The 17,407-nt window shown below is 66.7% G+C and carries 15 protein-coding genes; 7 read left to right on the top strand and 8 right to left on the bottom strand.

Annotated features, from left to right (window positions below; all coding sequences use genetic code 11):
- The first annotated feature begins 23 nt into the window (after nucleotides 1-23).
- Nucleotides 24-1,340, top strand: coding sequence for a cystathionine gamma-synthase family protein (locus SAZ01S_RS17075; protein ID WP_084583489.1), 1,317 nt, complete (start codon nucleotides 24-26; stop codon nucleotides 1,338-1,340).
- A gap of 116 nt (nucleotides 1,341-1,456) precedes the next feature.
- On the opposite strand, the gene SAZ01S_RS17070 is transcribed toward SAZ01S_RS17075, so the two are convergent.
- Nucleotides 1,457-2,443 carry an SGNH/GDSL hydrolase family protein gene (locus SAZ01S_RS17070; RefSeq protein ID WP_084583488.1) on the bottom strand — a complete coding sequence of 329 codons (987 nt, stop codon included), beginning with the start codon at nucleotides 2,441-2,443 and terminating at the stop codon, nucleotides 1,457-1,459.
- Between the two features lie 31 nt (nucleotides 2,444-2,474).
- The gene (locus SAZ01S_RS17065) at nucleotides 2,475-3,371 is read right to left on the bottom strand and encodes an iron-containing redox enzyme family protein (protein WP_084583487.1); all 897 of its coding nucleotides are present in this window, start codon (nucleotides 3,369-3,371) and stop codon (nucleotides 2,475-2,477) included.
- A gap of 248 nt (nucleotides 3,372-3,619) precedes the next feature.
- Between SAZ01S_RS17065 and scpC the strand changes: the two genes are divergently transcribed.
- The 3 genes from scpC to SAZ01S_RS17050 all read left to right on the top strand — a co-directional run bounded on the left by scpC (nucleotide 3,620) and on the right by SAZ01S_RS17050 (nucleotide 8,859).
- The gene (gene scpC, locus SAZ01S_RS17060) at nucleotides 3,620-5,128 is read left to right on the top strand and encodes a succinyl-CoA:acetate CoA-transferase ScpC (protein WP_084583486.1); all 1,509 of its coding nucleotides are present in this window, start codon (nucleotides 3,620-3,622) and stop codon (nucleotides 5,126-5,128) included.
- A 141-nt stretch (nucleotides 5,129-5,269) separates the two neighbouring features.
- Nucleotides 5,270-6,493, top strand: a complete 1,224-nt coding sequence (locus tag SAZ01S_RS17055) for a GGDEF domain-containing protein (RefSeq protein WP_084583505.1) — start codon at nucleotides 5,270-5,272, stop codon at nucleotides 6,491-6,493.
- 47 nt (nucleotides 6,494-6,540) lie between these two features.
- Nucleotides 6,541-8,859 (top strand): GH92 family glycosyl hydrolase, encoded by a 2,319-nt coding sequence (locus SAZ01S_RS17050; RefSeq protein WP_084583485.1) that lies wholly within the window; start codon nucleotides 6,541-6,543, stop codon nucleotides 8,857-8,859.
- Nucleotides 8,860-9,052: 193 nt separating this feature from the next.
- Here the strand turns inward: SAZ01S_RS17050 and murA are convergent, their stop codons facing one another.
- Nucleotides 9,053-10,336 (bottom strand): UDP-N-acetylglucosamine 1-carboxyvinyltransferase, encoded by a 1,284-nt coding sequence (murA, locus tag SAZ01S_RS17045; RefSeq protein WP_084583484.1) that lies wholly within the window; start codon nucleotides 10,334-10,336, stop codon nucleotides 9,053-9,055.
- Nucleotides 10,337-10,486: 150 nt separating this feature from the next.
- On the opposite strand from murA, the gene SAZ01S_RS17040 reads away from it, so the two are divergent.
- The gene (locus SAZ01S_RS17040; RefSeq protein ID WP_084583483.1) at nucleotides 10,487-11,194 is read left to right on the top strand and encodes a Crp/Fnr family transcriptional regulator; all 708 of its coding nucleotides are present in this window, start codon (nucleotides 10,487-10,489) and stop codon (nucleotides 11,192-11,194) included.
- 195 nt (nucleotides 11,195-11,389) lie between these two features.
- Here SAZ01S_RS17040 and clpS read toward each other — a convergent pair whose 3' ends face one another.
- The 3 genes from clpS to phaC form a co-directional block, all read right to left on the bottom strand.
- Nucleotides 11,390-11,734 carry an ATP-dependent Clp protease adapter ClpS gene (clpS, locus tag SAZ01S_RS17035; protein ID WP_084583482.1) on the bottom strand — a complete coding sequence of 115 codons (345 nt, stop codon included), beginning with the start codon at nucleotides 11,732-11,734 and terminating at the stop codon, nucleotides 11,390-11,392.
- A gap of 158 nt (nucleotides 11,735-11,892) precedes the next feature.
- Nucleotides 11,893-12,654, bottom strand: a complete 762-nt coding sequence (locus SAZ01S_RS17030; protein WP_084583481.1) for a phasin family protein — start codon at nucleotides 12,652-12,654, stop codon at nucleotides 11,893-11,895.
- Nucleotides 12,655-12,773: 119 nt separating this feature from the next.
- Nucleotides 12,774-14,510, bottom strand: coding sequence for a class I poly(R)-hydroxyalkanoic acid synthase (gene phaC / locus SAZ01S_RS17025; protein WP_084583480.1), 1,737 nt, complete (start codon nucleotides 14,508-14,510; stop codon nucleotides 12,774-12,776).
- A 130-nt stretch (nucleotides 14,511-14,640) separates the two neighbouring features.
- Here phaC and SAZ01S_RS17020 point away from each other — a divergent pair, with 130 nt between their 5' ends.
- Nucleotides 14,641-15,849 (top strand): LL-diaminopimelate aminotransferase, encoded by a 1,209-nt coding sequence (locus SAZ01S_RS17020; protein WP_084583479.1) that lies wholly within the window; start codon nucleotides 14,641-14,643, stop codon nucleotides 15,847-15,849.
- A gap of 238 nt (nucleotides 15,850-16,087) precedes the next feature.
- Nucleotides 16,088-16,510, top strand: a complete 423-nt coding sequence (locus SAZ01S_RS17015; RefSeq protein ID WP_084583478.1) for an acyl-CoA thioesterase — start codon at nucleotides 16,088-16,090, stop codon at nucleotides 16,508-16,510.
- On the opposite strand, the gene SAZ01S_RS17010 is transcribed toward SAZ01S_RS17015, so the two are convergent.
- Both SAZ01S_RS17010 and SAZ01S_RS17005 read right to left on the bottom strand, forming a co-directional pair.
- Nucleotides 16,507-16,806, bottom strand: coding sequence for a hypothetical protein (locus tag SAZ01S_RS17010; RefSeq protein WP_084583477.1), 300 nt, complete (start codon nucleotides 16,804-16,806; stop codon nucleotides 16,507-16,509). The genes SAZ01S_RS17015 and SAZ01S_RS17010 overlap by 4 nt on opposite strands.
- A 70-nt stretch (nucleotides 16,807-16,876) precedes the next feature.
- Nucleotides 16,877-17,359, bottom strand: coding sequence for a winged helix-turn-helix transcriptional regulator (locus tag SAZ01S_RS17005; protein WP_084583476.1), 483 nt, complete (start codon nucleotides 17,357-17,359; stop codon nucleotides 16,877-16,879).
- Nucleotides 17,360-17,407: the final 48 nt, after the last annotated feature.

Below are 17,407 nucleotides of genomic sequence, written 5' to 3'. Positions count from 1 at the left end.
AGAATAGATACCGGAGAGCCTGTATGACCGACGCCACCGAAGCCGACCTGACCGGCGGCACGCCCCGTCCCCGCGCGGAGGGCGATGTCGAGACGATCGGCGGCCGCAAGCTGAAGCCGGCGACGATGATGATGGGGCACGGCTATGATCCGATGCTCTCCGAAGGCTCGCTCAAGCCGCCGATCTTCCTCACCTCCACCTTCGTCTTCCCCAATGCCGCGGCGGGCAAGCGCCATTTCGAGGGCGTGACCGGCAAGCGCCCGGGCGGGGCCGAGGGCCTGGTCTATTCGCGCTTCAACGGGCCCAACCAGGAAATCCTCGAAGACCGGCTGGCGATCTGGGAAGAGGCCGAGGACGCGCTCGCCTTCTCCTCGGGCATGTCGGCGATCGCCACCTTGTTCCTGTCGATGGTCAAGCCCGGGGACACGATCGTCCATTCGGGCCCGCTCTATGCGGCGACCGAAACGCTGATCGCGCGCATCCTCGGCCGCTTCGGCATCCATTGGCTCGACTTCCCGGCGGGCGCGACGCGTGAGGAAATCGACGCGGTGCTGAGCAAGGCGGCGACCGGCAATGTCGCGCTGATCTATCTGGAAAGCCCGGCCAACCCGACCAACGCGCTGGTCGATGTGGAAGCCGTCGCCGCCAGCCGCGACGCGATCTTCAAGGGGGACACCAAGCCGCCGATCGCGATCGACAACACCTTCCTCGGCCCGCTCTGGGCGCAGCCGCTGAAGCAGGGGGCGGACATCGTCGTCTACTCGCTGACCAAATATGCCGGCGGCCATTCGGATCTGGTCGCGGGCGGCGTGCTGGGATCCAAGGCGCACATCAACACCATCCGGCTGATGCGCAACACGATCGGCACGATCTGCGATCCGAACACCGCCTGGATGCTGCTCCGCTCGCTGGAAACGCTCGAGTTGCGGATGAGCCGCGCGGGCGAGAATGCCGCCAAGGTGTGCGAATTCCTGGCGAGCCACCCCAAGGTGGAGAAGGTCGGCTATCTCGGCTTTCTCGAACGCGGCGAGGACAAACGCCAGGCCGATATCTATCGCCGCCACTGCACCGGCGCGGGTTCGACCTTCTCGCTCTACCTGAAGGGCGGCGAGAAGGAGGCGTTCGCCTTTCTCGACGCGCTCAAGATCGCCAAGCTGGCGGTGAGCCTGGGCGGCACCGAGACGCTCGCCTCGCATCCTGCCGGGATGACGCACCTGTCGGTGCCCGAAGCCCGCAAGCAGGCACTGGCGATTACCGACAATCTGGTGCGGATCTCGATCGGCGTCGAGGATGCGGACGATCTGATCGCCGACTTCGAGAACGCGCTGAAGGCGGTGTGACTTCTCGCTCCCCTCCCGCTTGCGGGAGGGGTCGGGGGAGGGACTGACGTGGAAGAAGCGCGGTCAGGTTCCAGCCCCTCCCCTAACCCCTCCCGCAAGCGGGAGGGGAACGCTTCCTACTTCAGCGTACCCACCGCGCCTTCGACCACCTCCGCCATCCGCCGTTGGTCCTTCAGCGACGGGTGGAAATTGCACGCGGTCAGTTCCAGCGTCGGCACTTCCACCGCCTGGACGTGGGTCGCTTCGGCCACCGCGCGCACATCGGCGATGAAATTGGCTGCGCCCATCAGCAGGAAGCGCGCACCGGGGTTCGCCGCCTGCAGCTTGCGCACGAAGGCGATATAGGTCGCGCGATAGTCTGCCTGCAGCGCCGCCGCGTCCTTCCATGCCTCGCCGGCATGGACAGGAGTCGAGAAGTCGTTGGTGCCGAGATTGATGACGATCAGCTGGGGCTTCCAGCCATCCGCGGCGGCGGGTGCCGCCTCGCCGGGGATCGCGCGCGGGTAGAGCACCGGCAGCGTCTCGCCGGGATTGCCGCCGGCATAGTTGCGCACCACGCCGCGCCCCGAAAAGGCGATCACGCGGTACTCGGCATCCCATTTCTTCGCGAGCAGCGGGCCGAAGGCGAGCTGGGTGTTGGTCGTGTCGTGCACCGCCTCGGGCGTGCAGGTGCGCACCGCCGCGGTGTCGCCATAGCCGACGCTGTGCGAATCGCCGATGAACTCCACCGCGCGCGGGCGCGGACGCGGTTCGAGCGGCGTGCCGTTCGTCGTGATGCCGATCATGCGGCTGTAGCCGGTCTGCGTCTCGGTCAGCTTCTCGACGCGGAGGACATGCGCGCCCTTCGCCAGGCCAGCGAAGTGGCGCTCGACGCGGCCCGGCTTCTTGAGCACCGCGCGCTCCACGCCGTCGATCAGGATGGCGAGGTGATCAGTCTCGGCCTCGACCGAGACCGTGACCTCAGTGCCCTCGAACCGCCCCTCGAAATAGACGCCCGGCCAGCCGAAGCGGCCATCGGCGGTGACACGCCCGCCGGCATGCAGCGGGACGGGGGTTTCGGAGGGCGCGAGCATCAGCGCGGCGACAAGGGCTAGGCGAAGCATGGTGCCTGCCTAGCAACCCGCCAGACGCGCGTCAGCCCCAGAGCCGCTCGCGATAGGCCTCGAAGCAGCGCGCGCCGCAGCGCAGCCGGATCAGCGCGCCTTCGGCCATTGCGGTCGCGCGGCGCGGGTCTTCCTCCACCGCCGGACGAATCGCCTCGCGGTTCCAGTCCTCGCTGTGCTTGATGTCGAGCACCGCGTGCAGCGTGAAATAGCGCGCTTCCTTGGGACTGAGCCCGACCCGCTTCAGTCCCTCGGCCGTCATCGCCGAGCGGCCCGGTGCAGTCAGCTCGATCACGCCCAGCGCGCCCACCGAATGCCAGGCATAGCGGCGGCTGCTCGCCATCGCGGTCATCGCATTGGCAAGGCACAGGCTTTCCCACACGGTGTTCTCGATCACCGGGGTCACCGCCAGCGTCTCGACCAGCGCGTCGAGCATCGGGCCGTGCATGCCCTTTTCGGTGCCATGCCCCATCTCGTCCCAGTAATTGCGGGCAAGCTCGAGCTTGGGCCGTGTCGGCAGCTTGACCTGCGTCATCGCGACGAGGTCGTCGAACCCCGCCTCGCCGGCGGCTTCCTGCTCGAAGAACCATCGGAGCTGGTCGCGGTCGGCCTGCTCAGCGAGCCAGGGGAACAGCGGATCGCCCTGTCCCGGGCCGCTGGCCTTCAGCCCTTCGAACCAGGCGATGAAGCCCTCGACATCGGTCGGCGCCGCGGCCGCCTCGTCGACCACTTCGGCGCGCAGTTCCTCGAGGAACGCGCCCTGGAGCCGTTCCATGCGGACGTCGCGCTCGAAGCGCCGCTGCCAGTCGTCGGACGGGAAGCCGGGCTCGAGCCGCTCCCGGTTCCAATGGGCGAGGCCGCGTTGGAAGCTGTCGGTCAGAAACTGCGAGCGCATGCGTGGCGCGAAATCGCGCGCGAGGGTAGCCATGGGAAAAGTCTCTCCTGCTTGGCCGCCTAAACCCCCGGCAAAAGGGGGGAGTTCCGATCGATTCAACCAGATCAACCACTTGGCAGTCTTCGATTGGTCATGTTCGGCCAGCAGGGCGAGCGACGGACCTGCCCCCGCCGCCCCGCGTGCGCCGGGTGCAACTGCCCAGCCCAAGTAGGTAATTGCAACAATTGCATCCCACTCGTTACGGCTGCATCGCCGCCAACGATGCAGCCACGAGAGGATTCATGAGCCGAATCGCCCACCCGGGACTAGCCGCCAAGATCACTACCGCCGAACACGCCGCCTCGTTCATCGCCGATGGCATGACGGTGGGGATGAGCGGCTTCACCGGCTCCGGCTATCCCAAGGCGGTGCCGACCGCGCTCGCCGCGCAGATCGAGGCAGAGCACGCCGCCGGCAAGCCGATGCGGCTCAAGGTCTGGACGGGGGCCTCTACCGGGCCCGAGCTCGACGGCGCACTCGCCCGTGTCGACGGCATTTCCGCCCGGCTGCCCTATAATTCGGACCCGATCGCCCGCGAGAAGATCAACGCCGGCGAGATGGACTATGTCGACCTCCATCTCAGCCAGGTCGCGCCGCTCGCCTGGGAGGGGTTTCTCGGGCAGCTCGACGTCGCGGTGATCGAGGTTGCCGGCATCCGCGAGGACGGATCGCTGATCCCTTCCTCCTCGGTCGGCAACAACAAGACCTGGCTCGACGTCGCCAAGCGCGTGATCCTCGAGGTCAACAGCTGGCAGAACCCGGCGCTGGAGGGGATGCACGACATCTATTACGGCACCGCGCTGCCGCCAAACCGCGTGCCCATTCCGCTCACCGCGCCCGACCAGCGCATCGGCCAGCCGACCCTGCGCTGCGATCCGCACAAGGTGATCGCGGTGGTCGAGACCAACGCGCCCGATCGCAACCTGCCCTTCGCCGCGCCCGATGCCAGCGCGCTCGCGATCGCGCAGCACCTGATCGAGTTCTTCCGCCACGAAGTCGGCAAGGGCCGGCTGCCCCCGTCGCTGCTGCCGCTGCAATCGGGCGTGGGCAACATCGCCAATGCGGTGCTCGCCGGGCTGCTGACCGCGCCATTCGAGAACCTCACCGCCTATACCGAGGTGCTGCAGGACGGGATGCTCGACCTGCTGGCGGCGGGCAAGCTGCGCATGGCGAGCTGCACCGCCTTCTCGCTGAGCCCCGGCGCCGCCGAGCGGCTCAACAACGATCTCGACCAGTTCCGCGACCGCATCCTGCTGCGCTCGCAGGAGATCAGCAACCACCCCGAAGTTGTCCGCCGCCTCGGCTGCCTGGCGATGAACGGGATGATCGAGGCCGATCTGTACGGCAACGTCAATTCCACCCACATCATGGGTTCGCGCATCCAGAACGGCATCGGCGGGTCGGGCGATTTCGCGCGCAACGCCTATATCTCGATCTTCATGTCGCCTTCGACCGCCAAGGGCGGGGCGATCTCGTCGATCGTGCCGCACGTCTCCCATGTCGATCACATCGCCCAAGACGTGCAGATCGTGGTGACCGAGCAGGGGCTAGCCGATCTGCGCGGGCTCGCGCCCCGCAAACGCGCGGAGCAGGTGATCGAGCGCTGCGCCCATCCCAGCTACAAGCCGATGCTGCGCGACTATTACGAGCGCGCGCTCGCCGGCAGCTACGGCAAGCAGACGCCGATGCTGCCGGGCGAAGCGTTCGCCTGGCACCAGCGCTTCATCGATATGGGGTCGATGCACAGCTAGGCCCGCGGCCCGGGCGGAAGGCCGCCTTCACCGTTACGCATCTATAATGAGGCAGGACCGCCCGGCGGGGCGGTTGCATTCGGATGATAACGCGTGAAGATTTTCCTCCCTTCCGGGACCCCTGACCTTTTGGAACAGCAGATGCTGCGGCGTTCGCGGCTGGTCATCGCCGCGCTACTCCCCATCCTGCTCGCGAATCTGCTGCATGCCTTGCTGCCCGCAGGGGATGTCCGATTGGTCCTGCGCGTCGTCGGGATCGGCGGCTGTATCCTGGCGCTGGTGATTTTGAGCACCGGTGCGCCGCGCGTCCAGGCAGCGCTGCGGTTACGACGCGAGGAGGCGGATCGCGCCCATGCCGAGCGCAAGCAGATCAACCATCTGTTCCGCATGACCGAGATGCTGCAGAGCGCCAGCGGCTATCCCGACGCCAACGCCGTCCTGGAAGCGACGATCGCCTCGCTGCTCGACGGCTTCGGCGCGGCGCTGTACGTCTTCAACAATTCGCGCGACCGGCTCGAGCTTTCGGGCGCGTGGCAGTGGCCGGCGGACGACGCCCTGCGCCCGATGCTGACGCCGGCGCAATGCTGGGCGCTGAAACGCGGGAAATGGCACCTGAACACCGATACGCGCGGCGCGCTGCGCTGCGAACACCATCTTTCCGGCATCTCGGTGCTCGAACTGCCGATGACCGCCCATGGCGAGATCCAGGGCCTGTTGAAGATCGCTACCGACCGTCCGGAGGCGGTGGCCGAGCTCAAGCGAATCCAGCCGCTGGCGGCGGTGATCGCCGACGCCATGTCCCTGGCGGTATCCAACATCGCGCTGCGCGAGAAGCTGCGCACCCAGGCGCTGCGCGATCCGCTGACCGGCCTCTACAACCGCCGCTACATGGAAGACGCGCTGAGCCGCTATGCCAGCCTTACCGAACGCACCGGCACGCACCTCTCGGTGATCATGATCGACCTCGATCACTTCAAGAAGCTCAACGACGAGTTCGGCCATGCGGTCGGCGATTCAGTGCTGCGCGAAGCCGCCGCCGCCATCATGAGCGCGCTGCGCACCTCGGACGTCGCCTGTCGCTATGGCGGCGAGGAGCTGCTGGTGATCCTGCCGGAATGCGGGATCACCGAAGCGAGCGCCAAGGCCGAGGTGCTCCGCGAGCGGATCGAGGCGCTGTCGGCCACGCACGACGCCAAGATATCGGCGTCGTTCGGCGTGGCGGCGATTCCGGAAAGCACGCGATCGGTCGCCGATCTGCTCGGCGTCGCGGATGCGGCGCTCTACCAGGCGAAGCAGGCCGGCCGCAATCGCGTGGTTGCCGCCCCCGGCCGCGAAGCGCCGATGCTGCCGCTGGCGGCGGAGTAGCGAAAGCGCCCCTTCCGCTTCGCGACGGCCGCACGTAAACTGCGGGAATGCAGGGGATCTTCCAGCGCGCCGCGCTCGCACTCGCCGCCACCGCGACGCTTTCGGCGCCGCTGGCTGCCCAGACCGGCTATGACCACGCGGATCCGCTGGTCGGCACCGGCGGCGAGGGCCATACCTTCCCGGGCGCGGTCGCGCCCTTCGGCATGGTGCAGCTCAGCCCCGATACCGATACCGGCTGCGAGATCCGCCAATGCTACGGCCATGCCGCCGGCTATCGCTATGACGACCCGACCATCCAGGGCTTCTCGCTGACGCACTTCTCGGGTGCCGGCCATTCCGATCTGGGCGACTTCCTGATCGCTCCGGTCGCAGGCGATGCGGTGCCGCTGGACCCCGGCGATCCGAAGACGCCGGGCTCAGGCTATCGCTCGCGCTTCGCCCATGCCGACGAAGTCGCCCGGCCAGGCTATTATGCGGTCACCCTGCGGGACCAGGGCGTCCGCGCCGAGATGACCGCCGGCACGCGCGTCGCGGTCGAGCGCTATACCTTCCCCACCGGCAAGGCGGCACACCTCGTGCTCGACCTGCGCAGTTCGCTGTACAACTATCCCGGCAAAATCCTCTGGTCCTCGGTCCGGGTACGGCCCGACGGCACGATCACCGGCGCGCGCGAGACGCGCGGCTGGGCGCCGGCACGCAAGCTGTTCTTCGCCATCCGCCCCTCAGCGCCACTCAAGGCGCACGCCTTCGTCGATACCGAGGGCAAGGTGCCGTATCGCGGCTTTCAGGGCCCCGGCCGTGGCGATCCGGGTGTTGCGCAGCTGCAAGGCCGCGCGATCGTCGCCCGGCTCGACTTCGGAGTCCTCGATCGGCCGCTGGAGCTGCGGGTGGCGCTGTCGAGCGTCGACGAGGATGCCGCGCTCGCCAATCTCGCCACCGAGGCCGGCGACTTCGACGCGGTCCATGCGCGCACCACCGCCGCCTGGAAGCAGGCGCTCGGCGCGATCGAGGCGCAGGGCAGCGTCACGGCGCTGCGCAACTTCTACTCGGCCTTGTACCACACGCTGATGGCGCCCAGTGTCTTCTCCGACGCCGATGGCCGCTATCGCGGGCCCGACGACCAGGTGCATCAGGCCGACGGCTTCACCTTCCACTCGACCTTCTCGCTCTGGGATACCTTCCGCGCCGAGCATCCGCTGCTGCTGCTCGTCCAGCCCGAGGCGCGCAATCGCGACATCATCCGCTCGCTGATCGCCAGCCAGCAGGCGAGCCCCTTCGGCATCCTGCCGGTCTGGCAGTTCCAGGGCCGCGAGACCTGGACGATGATCGGCTATCACGCGGTGCCGGTGATCGCCGACGCGTACCTCAAGGGCCTGCGCGGCTTCGACGGCAAGGCGGCGCTCGACGCGATGGTCGCCAGCGCCACCTACGGTCCCTATGGCGGGCTCGACTGGTACCAGAAGCTTGGCTACGTGCCGATCGACAAGGAGCCCGAAGCCGCCTCCAAGACCGTCGAATATGCCTATGACGACTGGACCATTGCCCGCATGGCGCGCGCGCTCGGCCGCGACGATCTCGCGGCAACGTTCGAGAAGCGGGCGGGCAACTGGCGCAACAGTTTCGATGAAAAGACCGGCTTCCTGCGCGCCCGCAAAAGCGACGGCGCGTACCGCACGCCCTTCGACCCCACCGCGATCAACTATGGCTCGGACTATACCGAGGGCAATGCCTGGCAATATTCGTGGTTCGTTCCCCAGGACCAGGCCGGACTGTTCCGCCGGATGGGCGGCGACGCCGCGGTGGTGCGCAAGCTCGACGCAATGTTCGATTTCGACAATTCGAAGATCGACTACAGCCATGCCGAGGACATTGCCGGGCTGATCGGCCAGTATATCCATGGCAACGAGCCGAGCCACCATGTCGCCTATCTCTATAGCTACGCTGGCCAGCCCTGGCGGACGCAGGAACGGCTCAAGCAGATCGTCGACAGCCAGTACAAGCCGACGCCGGACGGTCTCGCGGGCAATGACGATCTCGGCCAGATGTCGGCGTGGCTGGTGTTCACGATGCTGGGCTTCTACCCCGTCGCGCCGGGCTCGAACCAATATGTGCTCGGCCGGCCATTCCTGGAGCGGGCGACACTGGCGCTGCCCAATGGCAAGCGCTTCACGGTCAACGCGCCGGGGCTGTCGGAGGCGAACCGCTATGTCGGCAGCGTGACGCTGAACGGGCGCAAGCTGGACCGCGCGTACATCACCCATGACGAAGTGATGCGCGGCGGCGAGCTGCGCTTTGCGATGCAGGCGTCGCCCAACCGGGCAGTGGTGCCGGTGGCGGCGCGGCCGTACTCGATGTCGGCCCGCTGATCCTCGCGCACAAGGAAAGCGGCACCATTGGACCACCACGTTCGTCATCCCCGCGAAGGCGGGGATCCATTGGCGCTGAACTCGCGGTTCTTTCCCCCAGCGCCGAGGGCAATGGATTCCCGCCTTCGCGGGAATGACGGAGGTCAGGTGGGCCGGGAGCTCCCCTCTCGCCGATGGGGAGAGCGGTTAAAGCTCACCCGTCGCCGACGCGCTCGATATCCGCGCCGACCGCCTGCAGCTTCTCTTCCAGCCGCTCATAGCCGCGGTCGAGATGGTACACCCGGTTGACCTGCGTCTCGCCCTCGGCGGCCAGGCCGGCGAGGATCAGGCTCATCGAGGCACGCAGGTCGGTCGCCATCACCGGCGCGCCGGTGAGCTTCTTCACCCCGCGCACGATCGCGGTGCGGCCATGCACCTCGATGTCCGCGCCCATGCGGGCCAGCTCGGGCACGTGCATGTAGCGGTTCTCGAAGATCGTCTCGGTGAGCGTGCTGGCTCCCTCCGCCCTGCACAGCATCGCCATGAACTGCGCCTGCATGTCCGTCGCGAAGCCCGGGAAGGGCGCGGTGTTGAGCGTCAGCGGGTGAATGCCGTTCTCGGCGGCGACGCGCACGCCGTCGGCCGTCTCTTCCACGGTGATGCCGGCCTCGACCAGCGCATCGAGCGTCGCGCGCATGTCGCCGGCGGCCGCGCCGACCAGCTCGACATCGCCGCCGGTGATCGCCGCCGCGCAGGCATAGCTGCCCGCCTCGATACGATCGGGCATCACCGCATAGGTGGCGCCGTGCAGCCGATCGCGGCCATCGATCTCCAGCGTCTCGGTGCCGATGCCGCGGATCACGGCGCCCATCGCGACCAGCAGGTTGCACAGGTCGACGATCTCGGGCTCGCGCGCCGCATTCTCGAGCACGGTGGTGCCGCGCGCGGTAGAGGCGGCCATCAGCGCGTTCTCCGTCGCACCGACCGAGACGACCGGGAAGCGGAAGCGCCCGCCGGCGATCCGGCCGCCGGGCGCGGTTGCCTTCACATAGCCCGCACTGAGCTCGATCTCCGCGCCCATCGCCTCGAGCGCCTTGAGGTGCAGGTCGATAGGACGGTTGCCGATCGCGCAGCCGCCGGGCAGCGACACCGTCGCCTCGCCCTCACGGGCGAGCAGCGGCCCCAGCACCAGGATCGAGGCACGCATCTTGCGGACGATGTCATAAGGTGCGACCGTCGAGGTCAGGCGGCTGGCGCGTACCGACAGCACCCGGCCGAACTCGTTGGGGCGCGTGCCCTCTACCGAGGTCGACGCGCCGAGTTCATTCAGTAGATGTCCGAAGCTGTCGACGTCCGCGAGGCGTGGCAGGTTTCTGAGCGTGAGCGGCTCATCGGTGAGGAGGGCACACGGCATCAGCGTCAGGGCGGCGTTCTTTGCGCCCGAAATCGTGATCTTGCCGGCGAGGCGGTTGCCGCCGCGGATGAGGATACGGTCCATGGCGAGCTTCTAGCCGCTCTGCGCGCGCGCGCAAGCGGTGGGCTGCAGGTCCGGCTTGATCGATTTTAATGCACTGATTTCATTGCGCTGCTTTGCAGGGGGAACCGGGGGAAAGTGTAAAGCGTGTCAGCCAGTTGTTTTGCCGATGTTTTGAGCGAGTTGATCACCCTCACGCCAAGCGAGCGCGAGGCGCTGGATGCGCTCGAGCTGCGCCAGCGCCATATCCGGCGCGGCGCGATCCTGCAGCGTGAGAACGAGCCTTGCGGAGAATTGTTCATTCTCCGCAAGGGATTGATGATGAGCTATGTGCTGCTCGACGATGGCAGCCGGCAGATCCTGCGCTTTCTGTTCCCCGGTGACATGCTGGGCATCTCGTCCGCCATCTATCAAGAGGCGCCCGAGACGCTGTGTGCGCTTTCCGATACCGTGGTGTGCCCGTTCGATCGCGCCGCGCTGTCGGACATCATGCAGCAGCATCCCCGCCTTTCGGCGATGATCCTGGTCTACAGCCAGATCGAACGAGTGGCGCTGACCGACCGGCTGGCGGCGCTCGGGCGGACCAGCGCCAAGGCGCGCGTCGCCGCCCTGCTGCTCGACCTGCGCAACCGGCTGCGCGCCACCGACAAGTCGATCGACCGCGCCTTTCCGCTGGGGCTGACCCAGGAGGAGATCGGCGACGCGACCGGCCTGACCGCGGTGCATGTCAACCGCATGCTGCGGCAGCTGGAAGAGGAAGGCATGATCGCGCGCGAGGGCGGCCGAGTGACGCTGCTCGATCGCAGCGCGCTGGCCGGCGCGGCCAATTACGTCAATCGCTACGAGGGCCTCGACCTGCGCTGGCTGCCGCCGGCACGGTGAGCGGGTGCGGAGCGCGGGTGCGACCGTCCCGCCCCCGATCCGTCGTCATTCCCGCGAAGGCGGGAATCCATTTGCCAGGACGGGCGAGGAAAGAACCGAAGATTCAGCGCGAATGGATCCCCGCCTTCGCGGGGATGACGGGGGTTGTGCTTTGGGCATTGTACACCGCCGAGTACGACGGCGCGGCCACAACGCCTACGCCTTCTCCAGCGTGCACTGCAGCGGATGCTGGTTCTGCCGGGCGAAATCGATCACCTGCGACACCTTGGTCTCGGCGACTTCGTAGCTGAACACCCCGCACACGCCGACCCCACGCTGGTGGACGTGCAGCATGACCTGGGTCGCTTCCTCGATATTCATCCGGAAGAAGCGCTGCAACACCAGCACGACGAATTCCATCGGCGTGTAATCGTCGTTGAGCATCAGCACGCGGTATGGCGTCGGCTTCTTGGTGCGGGTGCGCGTGCGGGTGGCGATGCCGACCGCGTTGTCGTTCCCACGATCGTCCTGGTCGCCATCCTCGGCCATTCGAATCTGCATTGTACGAAGCTCGGCCATAGGCCGCGCAAAATATGTCGCACCGCCCCCAAGGGCAAGGCGTCGCAGCCGACTCGGCGCATTTTGTCCGGCCCAAAAATGAAAAAGGGGCAGCCGCAGTGCGGCCGCCCCCGTTTCTGCACGCACGTCGGCGATGCCGATCAGGCGTTGGTCTTCACCTTCTCGACGGCGACCGCGAAGCGGTTCGAGATCGGCTGCGCGGCGTCGCCGGCCAGCTTGATGAACGCTTCGGTGTGCTTCGAGGTTTCGGCGACGTACGAGTCGAACGCGCCGCGGAGATAGTCGCTCTGCAGCTTGAAGAACTCGGTCGGCGACTTGACGGCGGAAAGGTTCTTCAGCGCAGCCGTCGCGCTCTCGAACGAACGGCGGCTATAGTCGGCCGCTTCCTGGCCCAGGCTCTCGAAGCCCTTGGCGGCGATGCGGCCCGATTCGACCAGCGCTTCGATGTTGCCCTTGGCGAACTCGTTGGCTTCTTCGACCAGCTTGGTCGACTTCTCGACGGCAGCCTTGGTGCGCTCGTTGAAATCGGCGAAAGCGGTGTGGGCCTGGGTCGTCGCGTTCTCGTACGTGGTAGCCATGATGCTCGGTTCCTTCGCGGTGCTGGTGGTGACCGCCGGCGCGACGGTCTCGGTGGCTTCGATCGCAGCCTCGGCGACGGCAGTTGCCGTTTCGACCGGGCTAGCGAGCGTTTCTTCGACGTTGGTCTTCTCTTCCTGCGATGCAACGGCGTCCGCCGGGGCCGGCACCAGCGCCGCGGCCGGGACGATCGTCTCGGGCACGGTGATGGGTGCGGGCTCAGGCGTAGCCGCAGCAGCTTCGGCCATGATCGCCGGCGCTGGTGCGCCACGAGCCGCCGATTTGGCGGCCGGCTTGGCCGTCGTCTTGGGTCCCTTGCTGGCCATGTGACTAGCTTCCCTGCCTATTGCTGCACCGCAGCATATAACGGGTTGGCGTTACATTTGCAAGGCTTCATTGTGCAGTGCACAAAAAGTTACAAAAGCCTTTTAAATCGAGGTTTTTGTCACCGCGACCGCACATATTCCCCAGGGGCTTCCGCAAGCGCACAAAGGTTTCCATGCCCCGGCAGGCGCGCGCCGCTCGCCGCAACTTTTGCACCGTTCAGCGCAGTAAGCCAGTCGAGCCAGTCCGGCCACCAGCTGCCGGCATGTTCCGTTGCGGTTTTGACGAAAGACTCGAGCGAATCGGCAGGAATTGCATTGGTCCAGTATTGGTATTTGTTGGCCGATGGTGGGTTTATGACCCCCGCGATATGACCGGATCCGGCAAGCACGAACTTGTGGGGGCCGCGGAAATGCTCGGTGATCTTCCACACGCTTTGCGCTGGCGCGATATGATCCTCGCGCCCCGCCTGGATATAGGCGGGGGTCGCTACCTTCGAAAGGTCGACGGGCGTGCCGCCGATGTGCAGCGCGCCCGGCGAGATCAGCTTGTTGTCGCGGTAAAGATCGGTCAGGTAGCTGAGGTGCCAGCTCGCCGGGAGATTGGTGACGTCCGAGTTCCAGTGGAGCAGGTCGAACGGGGCATAGTCCTGGCCCATCAGATAATTGTTGGTGACATAGTTCCAGATCAGGTCGCGGCCGCGCAGCAGGTTGAAGGTCGCGGCCATGTATCGCCCATCGAGGAACCCGTCGGCGCTCAGGCTGCGGATCATCGCCAGCTGGTCGTCGTCGACGAACACCCGCAGGTCGCCCGCCTCGGCAAAATCGACCTGTGCGGTGAAGAAGGTCGCGCTCGCGACCTTGTCCGCCTGCCCCCGCGCAGCAAGCACCGCCAGCGTCGCCGCCAGCGTGGTGCCGGCCACGCAATAGCCGATGGTGTGGACGCGCTCGACGCCGAGCAGGTCGCGCACCGTGTCGATCGCGTCGATCTGGCCGCGCTCGACATAATCGTCCCAGACCACGTCCTTCATCGTCGCGTCGGCCGAACGCCACGAGACGACGAAGACGGTGATGCCCTGCTCCACCGCCCAGCGGATGAAACTTTTCTCGGGCGTAAGATCGAGGATGTAGAAGCGGTTGATCCAGGGCGGGAAGATGATCAGCGGTGTTTCCAGCACCGTGTCCGTGGTCGGCGAATATTGGATCAGCTCATAGAGCGGCGTGCGCTTGATCACCTTGCCCGGCGTCATCGCCAGATTGCGGCCGACCTCGAACGCGCCGGCGGCGGTCTGGGTCATCTGGCCCTTGGCGATATCCTGCAGCATGTTCTGCAGGCCCTTGAGCAGGCTCTCGCCCTTGGTCTCGACGATCTTCTCGATCACCTGCGGGTTGGTCGCCGGGAAATTGGTCGGGCTGATCGCGTCGATGAACCCCTTGGTGGCAAAGCGGATCTGGTCCTTCTGCCGGTCGTCGACATGCTCGAGCGCCTCGACGCTCTTGAGCAGATGGTCGGCGATGACGAAATAGCTTTGCCGCAGGAAATCGAACACCGGCTCCTCGCGCCATTGCGGCGCCTTAAAGCGCCGGTCGCGCGCCTGTTCGGGCGTCTCGACAAACGGCTCGGCATTGGCGGGGTCGAGGAAGCGCTGCCAGAGCTGCATCGTGTCGGCCCAGAAATCGGCGCTCGCCCGCATCGCCGGTGTGGGATCCAGCAACCTGCCAAATGGAGGGGCGGCGGGCGCGTGCTCCATCAGGTCAAGCCCATGCTCCAGCATCATCTGCTGCGCCCGGCCGAGCACCCAGGTCCAGTGCTGCAGGTCTTCCAGGCGGGGCAGGGTGGGCGTGAGCGTATCGGCCATTCGGTCCTCTCCTTTGCCTCGCCTTAGCGCAGGCACTGCAATGCGTCATTCCCGACTTCGTCATTATGGCGTAGAACGCCGCCACGACATCATTTTGTGTCGCATGCCAAAACCCTTGAAAGTCGAGGAAATGTCCGAAGAATTCTACCGCATCAAGCGCTTACCACCCTATGTCATCGCCGAAGTGAACGCGATGCGGGCGGCGGCGCGCGCGGGCGGAGAGGACATCATCGACCTCGGCATGGGCAACCCCGACCTGCCGCCGCCCGACCATGTGATCGACAAATTGTGCGAAGTGGCGCGCAAGCCCGACGCGCACGGCTATTCCCAGTCCAAGGGCATCCCGGGCCTGCGCCGTGCCCAGGCAAATTATTATGCCCGCCGATTCGGCGTCGATCTCGATCCCGAGACCGAGGTGGTGGTGACGATGGGCTCGAAGGAGGGTCTGGCCAGCCTCGCCACTGCGATCACCGCGCCGGGCGACGTGGTGCTGGCGCCCAACCCCAGCTACCCGATCCACACCTTCGGCTTCATCATCGCCGGCGCCACGATCCGCGCGGTGCCGACCACGCCCGACGACGCCTATTTCGAGAGCCTCGAGCGCGCGATGAACTTCACCGTGCCGCGCCCGTCGATCCTGGTCGTCAACTATCCGTCCAACCCGACCGCGGAGACGGTGGACCTCGCCTTCTACGAGCGGCTGGTCGCCTGGGCGCGGGAGAACAAGGTGTGGATCCTCTCCGACCTCGCCTATTCGGAGCTGTATTTCGACGGCCAGCCGACGCCGTCGATCCTGCAGGTGAAGGGCGCCAAGGACGTGGCGATCGAGTTCACCTCGCTCAGCAAGACCTATTCGATGGCCGGCTGGCGGATGGGCTTCGCGGTGGGCAACAAGCAGCTGATCGCGGCGATGACGCGGGTGAAATCCTACCTGGATTACGGCGCCTTCACGCCGATCCAGGCGGCCGCCTGCGCGGCGCTCAACGGCCCGCAGGACATCGTCGAGAAGAACCGCCAGCTCTACCACAAGCGCCGCGACGTGATGGTGGAAAGCTTCGCGCGCGCCGGCTGGGAAATCCCCTCCCCGCGCGCCTCGATGTTCGCCTGGGCGCCGCTGCCGCCGGCGCTGGCGCATCTCGGCAGCCTGGAGTTCTCGAAGCAGCTGCTCACCCATGCCAAGGTCGCGGTGGCGCCGGGCGTCGGTTATGGCGAGAATGGCGAGGGCTTCGTCCGCATCGCGATGGTGGAAAACGAGCAGCGCCTCCGCCAGGCCGCGCGCAACGTGAAGAAGTATCTCCAGTCGATGGGGGTCAACACCCCGGCGGCGAACGCTGGGTGATGGCGGCGGGGGTTCTTCACCCCCGCCCTCCCCGAAACACCCGTCGTCATTCCCGCGAACGCGGGAATCCATTGGGGCTGACGGTGCGGCTCCAGCTGTGAACGCACTGGCGAATGGATCCCCGCCTTCGCGGGGATGACGAAGAAGGTGCGGAAGGGCCAAGTCTCCAGAAACGGCACGCCCGCATGCGCACCCCGCACTTGCGAACCTTGCCCCGCTCGGGGCAAAGCCCGCGGCCATGTCCCGACCCGGTTTCCCCTTTTCCACCCGCTTCCGCGTCCGCTATTCCGAAATCGACGGGCAGAAGATCGTCTTCAACTCGCGCTATCTCGAATATGCCGATGTCGGCCTCACCGAATTCTGGCGCTGGGCGGATCTCGCCAAGCTGGGCCCGGAGTGGATCGAGGCGGAGTTCAACGTCGTCCGTGCGCAGGTCGAGTATAAGCGCCCGTTCCGCTTCGACGACCTTGTCGAGGTGTTCGTCCGCGTCGAGCGGCTCGGCAATACCAGCATGACGATGCGCGCCGATCTCTGCCATGCCGAAACCGGCGACCTCCACGCCGAGGTGGAGTTGGTGAGCGTCCATCTCGATCTGGAGACGCGCCGCCCGAAACCGATCCCGGACGTGGTGCGCGCCGCGCTGCTCGCGATCGGCGGCTAGACCACCACGTCGGCGAAGGCGCCGCCCTGGGCGCGGCCCAGCTTGCGGCGCATCTCGTCCTCGATTTCCTGCCGGATCCCCGCCTGCGCCTCGGGTGACAGCGCGTCGAACTGATCCTGCGTCAGGTTGTGGCGCTTGAGCACGGCGTCCTTGGTGCGCTCGGCGGGCGTCTTGTGCGCCTCGCGGAGAAAGGCCTCGGTCCCGTCGTCGGCGACACCGGAAGCACCGTGGATCGCGCTGGTCGCCGCGACGCCCTTCACACCGCCAATCGCCAACGCCGAAATGCCGAACGCCATGCGCAAATCTCCCTGATGCACCACGGCATTATAGAAGCATTTACGCTTTCGGAGGGCGTCGCCCGAAGACTTACTCGGCGGCCTGCGCGTCCGCCACGTCCTCGGCCAGCGCCCAGAGCAGGTCGCCCTTGCCGAGCACCCGCCCGTCCTGCGCCTGCACCGTCACCGGCGCGATCGGCTTGCGATCGCGGGCGTCGACGAGGATCGGCGAGGCCGGCACGCCGGTTTCCCACCGCTCGCCCCATTGGCGCAGCGCGACCATCGTCGGCAGCAGCGCATGGCCCTTGTCGGTGAGGCGATACTCCACCTTGCGGCGATCGTCGGCGCAAGGGACGCGGGCCAGTATCCCATGCTCGACCAGCCGCGCCAGCCGGTTGGCGAGGATGTTGCGGGCGATGCCCAGCTCACTCTGGAATTCCTCGAAATGGTGGATGCCGTTGAACGCGCCGCGCAGGATCAGGAACGACCAGCGCTCCCCCACCGCCTCCAGCGCCGCCGGCAGGCTGCATTCCCGCGCCATCGCCCGCAACGTTGCTCGAACGGCTTCACCCATGGCCGCACCCTATCGCAAAATCGGGGGGTGTAAAACCGCGCGTGGAGT

The sequence above is a fragment of the Sphingomonas azotifigens NBRC 15497 genome (genome assembly GCF_002091475.1).
GTDB classification, from domain to species: Bacteria; Pseudomonadota; Alphaproteobacteria; order Sphingomonadales; family Sphingomonadaceae; genus Sphingomonas; species Sphingomonas azotifigens.
Note: the sequence above shows the minus strand (reverse complement) of the source record. Positions and strands in the feature narration are given on the sequence as shown.

Excerpts from the sequence above, each read along its gene's own strand:
- SAZ01S_RS17075 (WP_084583489.1), top strand. The coding sequence starts at position 24 with ATGACCGACGCCACCGAAGCCGACCTGACCGGCGGCACGCCCCGTCCC.
- SAZ01S_RS17070 (WP_084583488.1), bottom strand. The coding sequence starts at position 2,443 with ATGCTTCGCCTAGCCCTTGTCGCCGCGCTGATGCTCGCGCCCTCCGAA.
- SAZ01S_RS17065 (WP_084583487.1), bottom strand. The coding sequence starts at position 3,371 with ATGGCTACCCTCGCGCGCGATTTCGCGCCACGCATGCGCTCGCAGTTT.
- scpC (WP_084583486.1), top strand. The coding sequence starts at position 3,620 with ATGAGCCGAATCGCCCACCCGGGACTAGCCGCCAAGATCACTACCGCC.
- SAZ01S_RS17055 (WP_084583505.1), top strand. The coding sequence starts at position 5,270 with ATGCTGCGGCGTTCGCGGCTGGTCATCGCCGCGCTACTCCCCATCCTG.
- SAZ01S_RS17050 (WP_084583485.1), top strand. The coding sequence starts at position 6,541 with ATGCAGGGGATCTTCCAGCGCGCCGCGCTCGCACTCGCCGCCACCGCG.
- murA (WP_084583484.1), bottom strand. The coding sequence starts at position 10,336 with ATGGACCGTATCCTCATCCGCGGCGGCAACCGCCTCGCCGGCAAGATC.
- clpS (WP_084583482.1), bottom strand. The coding sequence starts at position 11,734 with ATGCAGATTCGAATGGCCGAGGATGGCGACCAGGACGATCGTGGGAAC.
- SAZ01S_RS17030 (WP_084583481.1), bottom strand. The coding sequence starts at position 12,654 with ATGGCCAGCAAGGGACCCAAGACGACGGCCAAGCCGGCCGCCAAATCG.
- phaC (WP_084583480.1), bottom strand. The coding sequence starts at position 14,510 with ATGGCCGATACGCTCACGCCCACCCTGCCCCGCCTGGAAGACCTGCAG.
- SAZ01S_RS17020 (WP_084583479.1), top strand. The coding sequence starts at position 14,641 with ATGTCCGAAGAATTCTACCGCATCAAGCGCTTACCACCCTATGTCATC.
- SAZ01S_RS17015 (WP_084583478.1), top strand. The coding sequence starts at position 16,088 with ATGTCCCGACCCGGTTTCCCCTTTTCCACCCGCTTCCGCGTCCGCTAT.
- SAZ01S_RS17010 (WP_084583477.1), bottom strand. The coding sequence starts at position 16,806 with ATGGCGTTCGGCATTTCGGCGTTGGCGATTGGCGGTGTGAAGGGCGTC.
- SAZ01S_RS17005 (WP_084583476.1), bottom strand. The coding sequence starts at position 17,359 with ATGGGTGAAGCCGTTCGAGCAACGTTGCGGGCGATGGCGCGGGAATGC.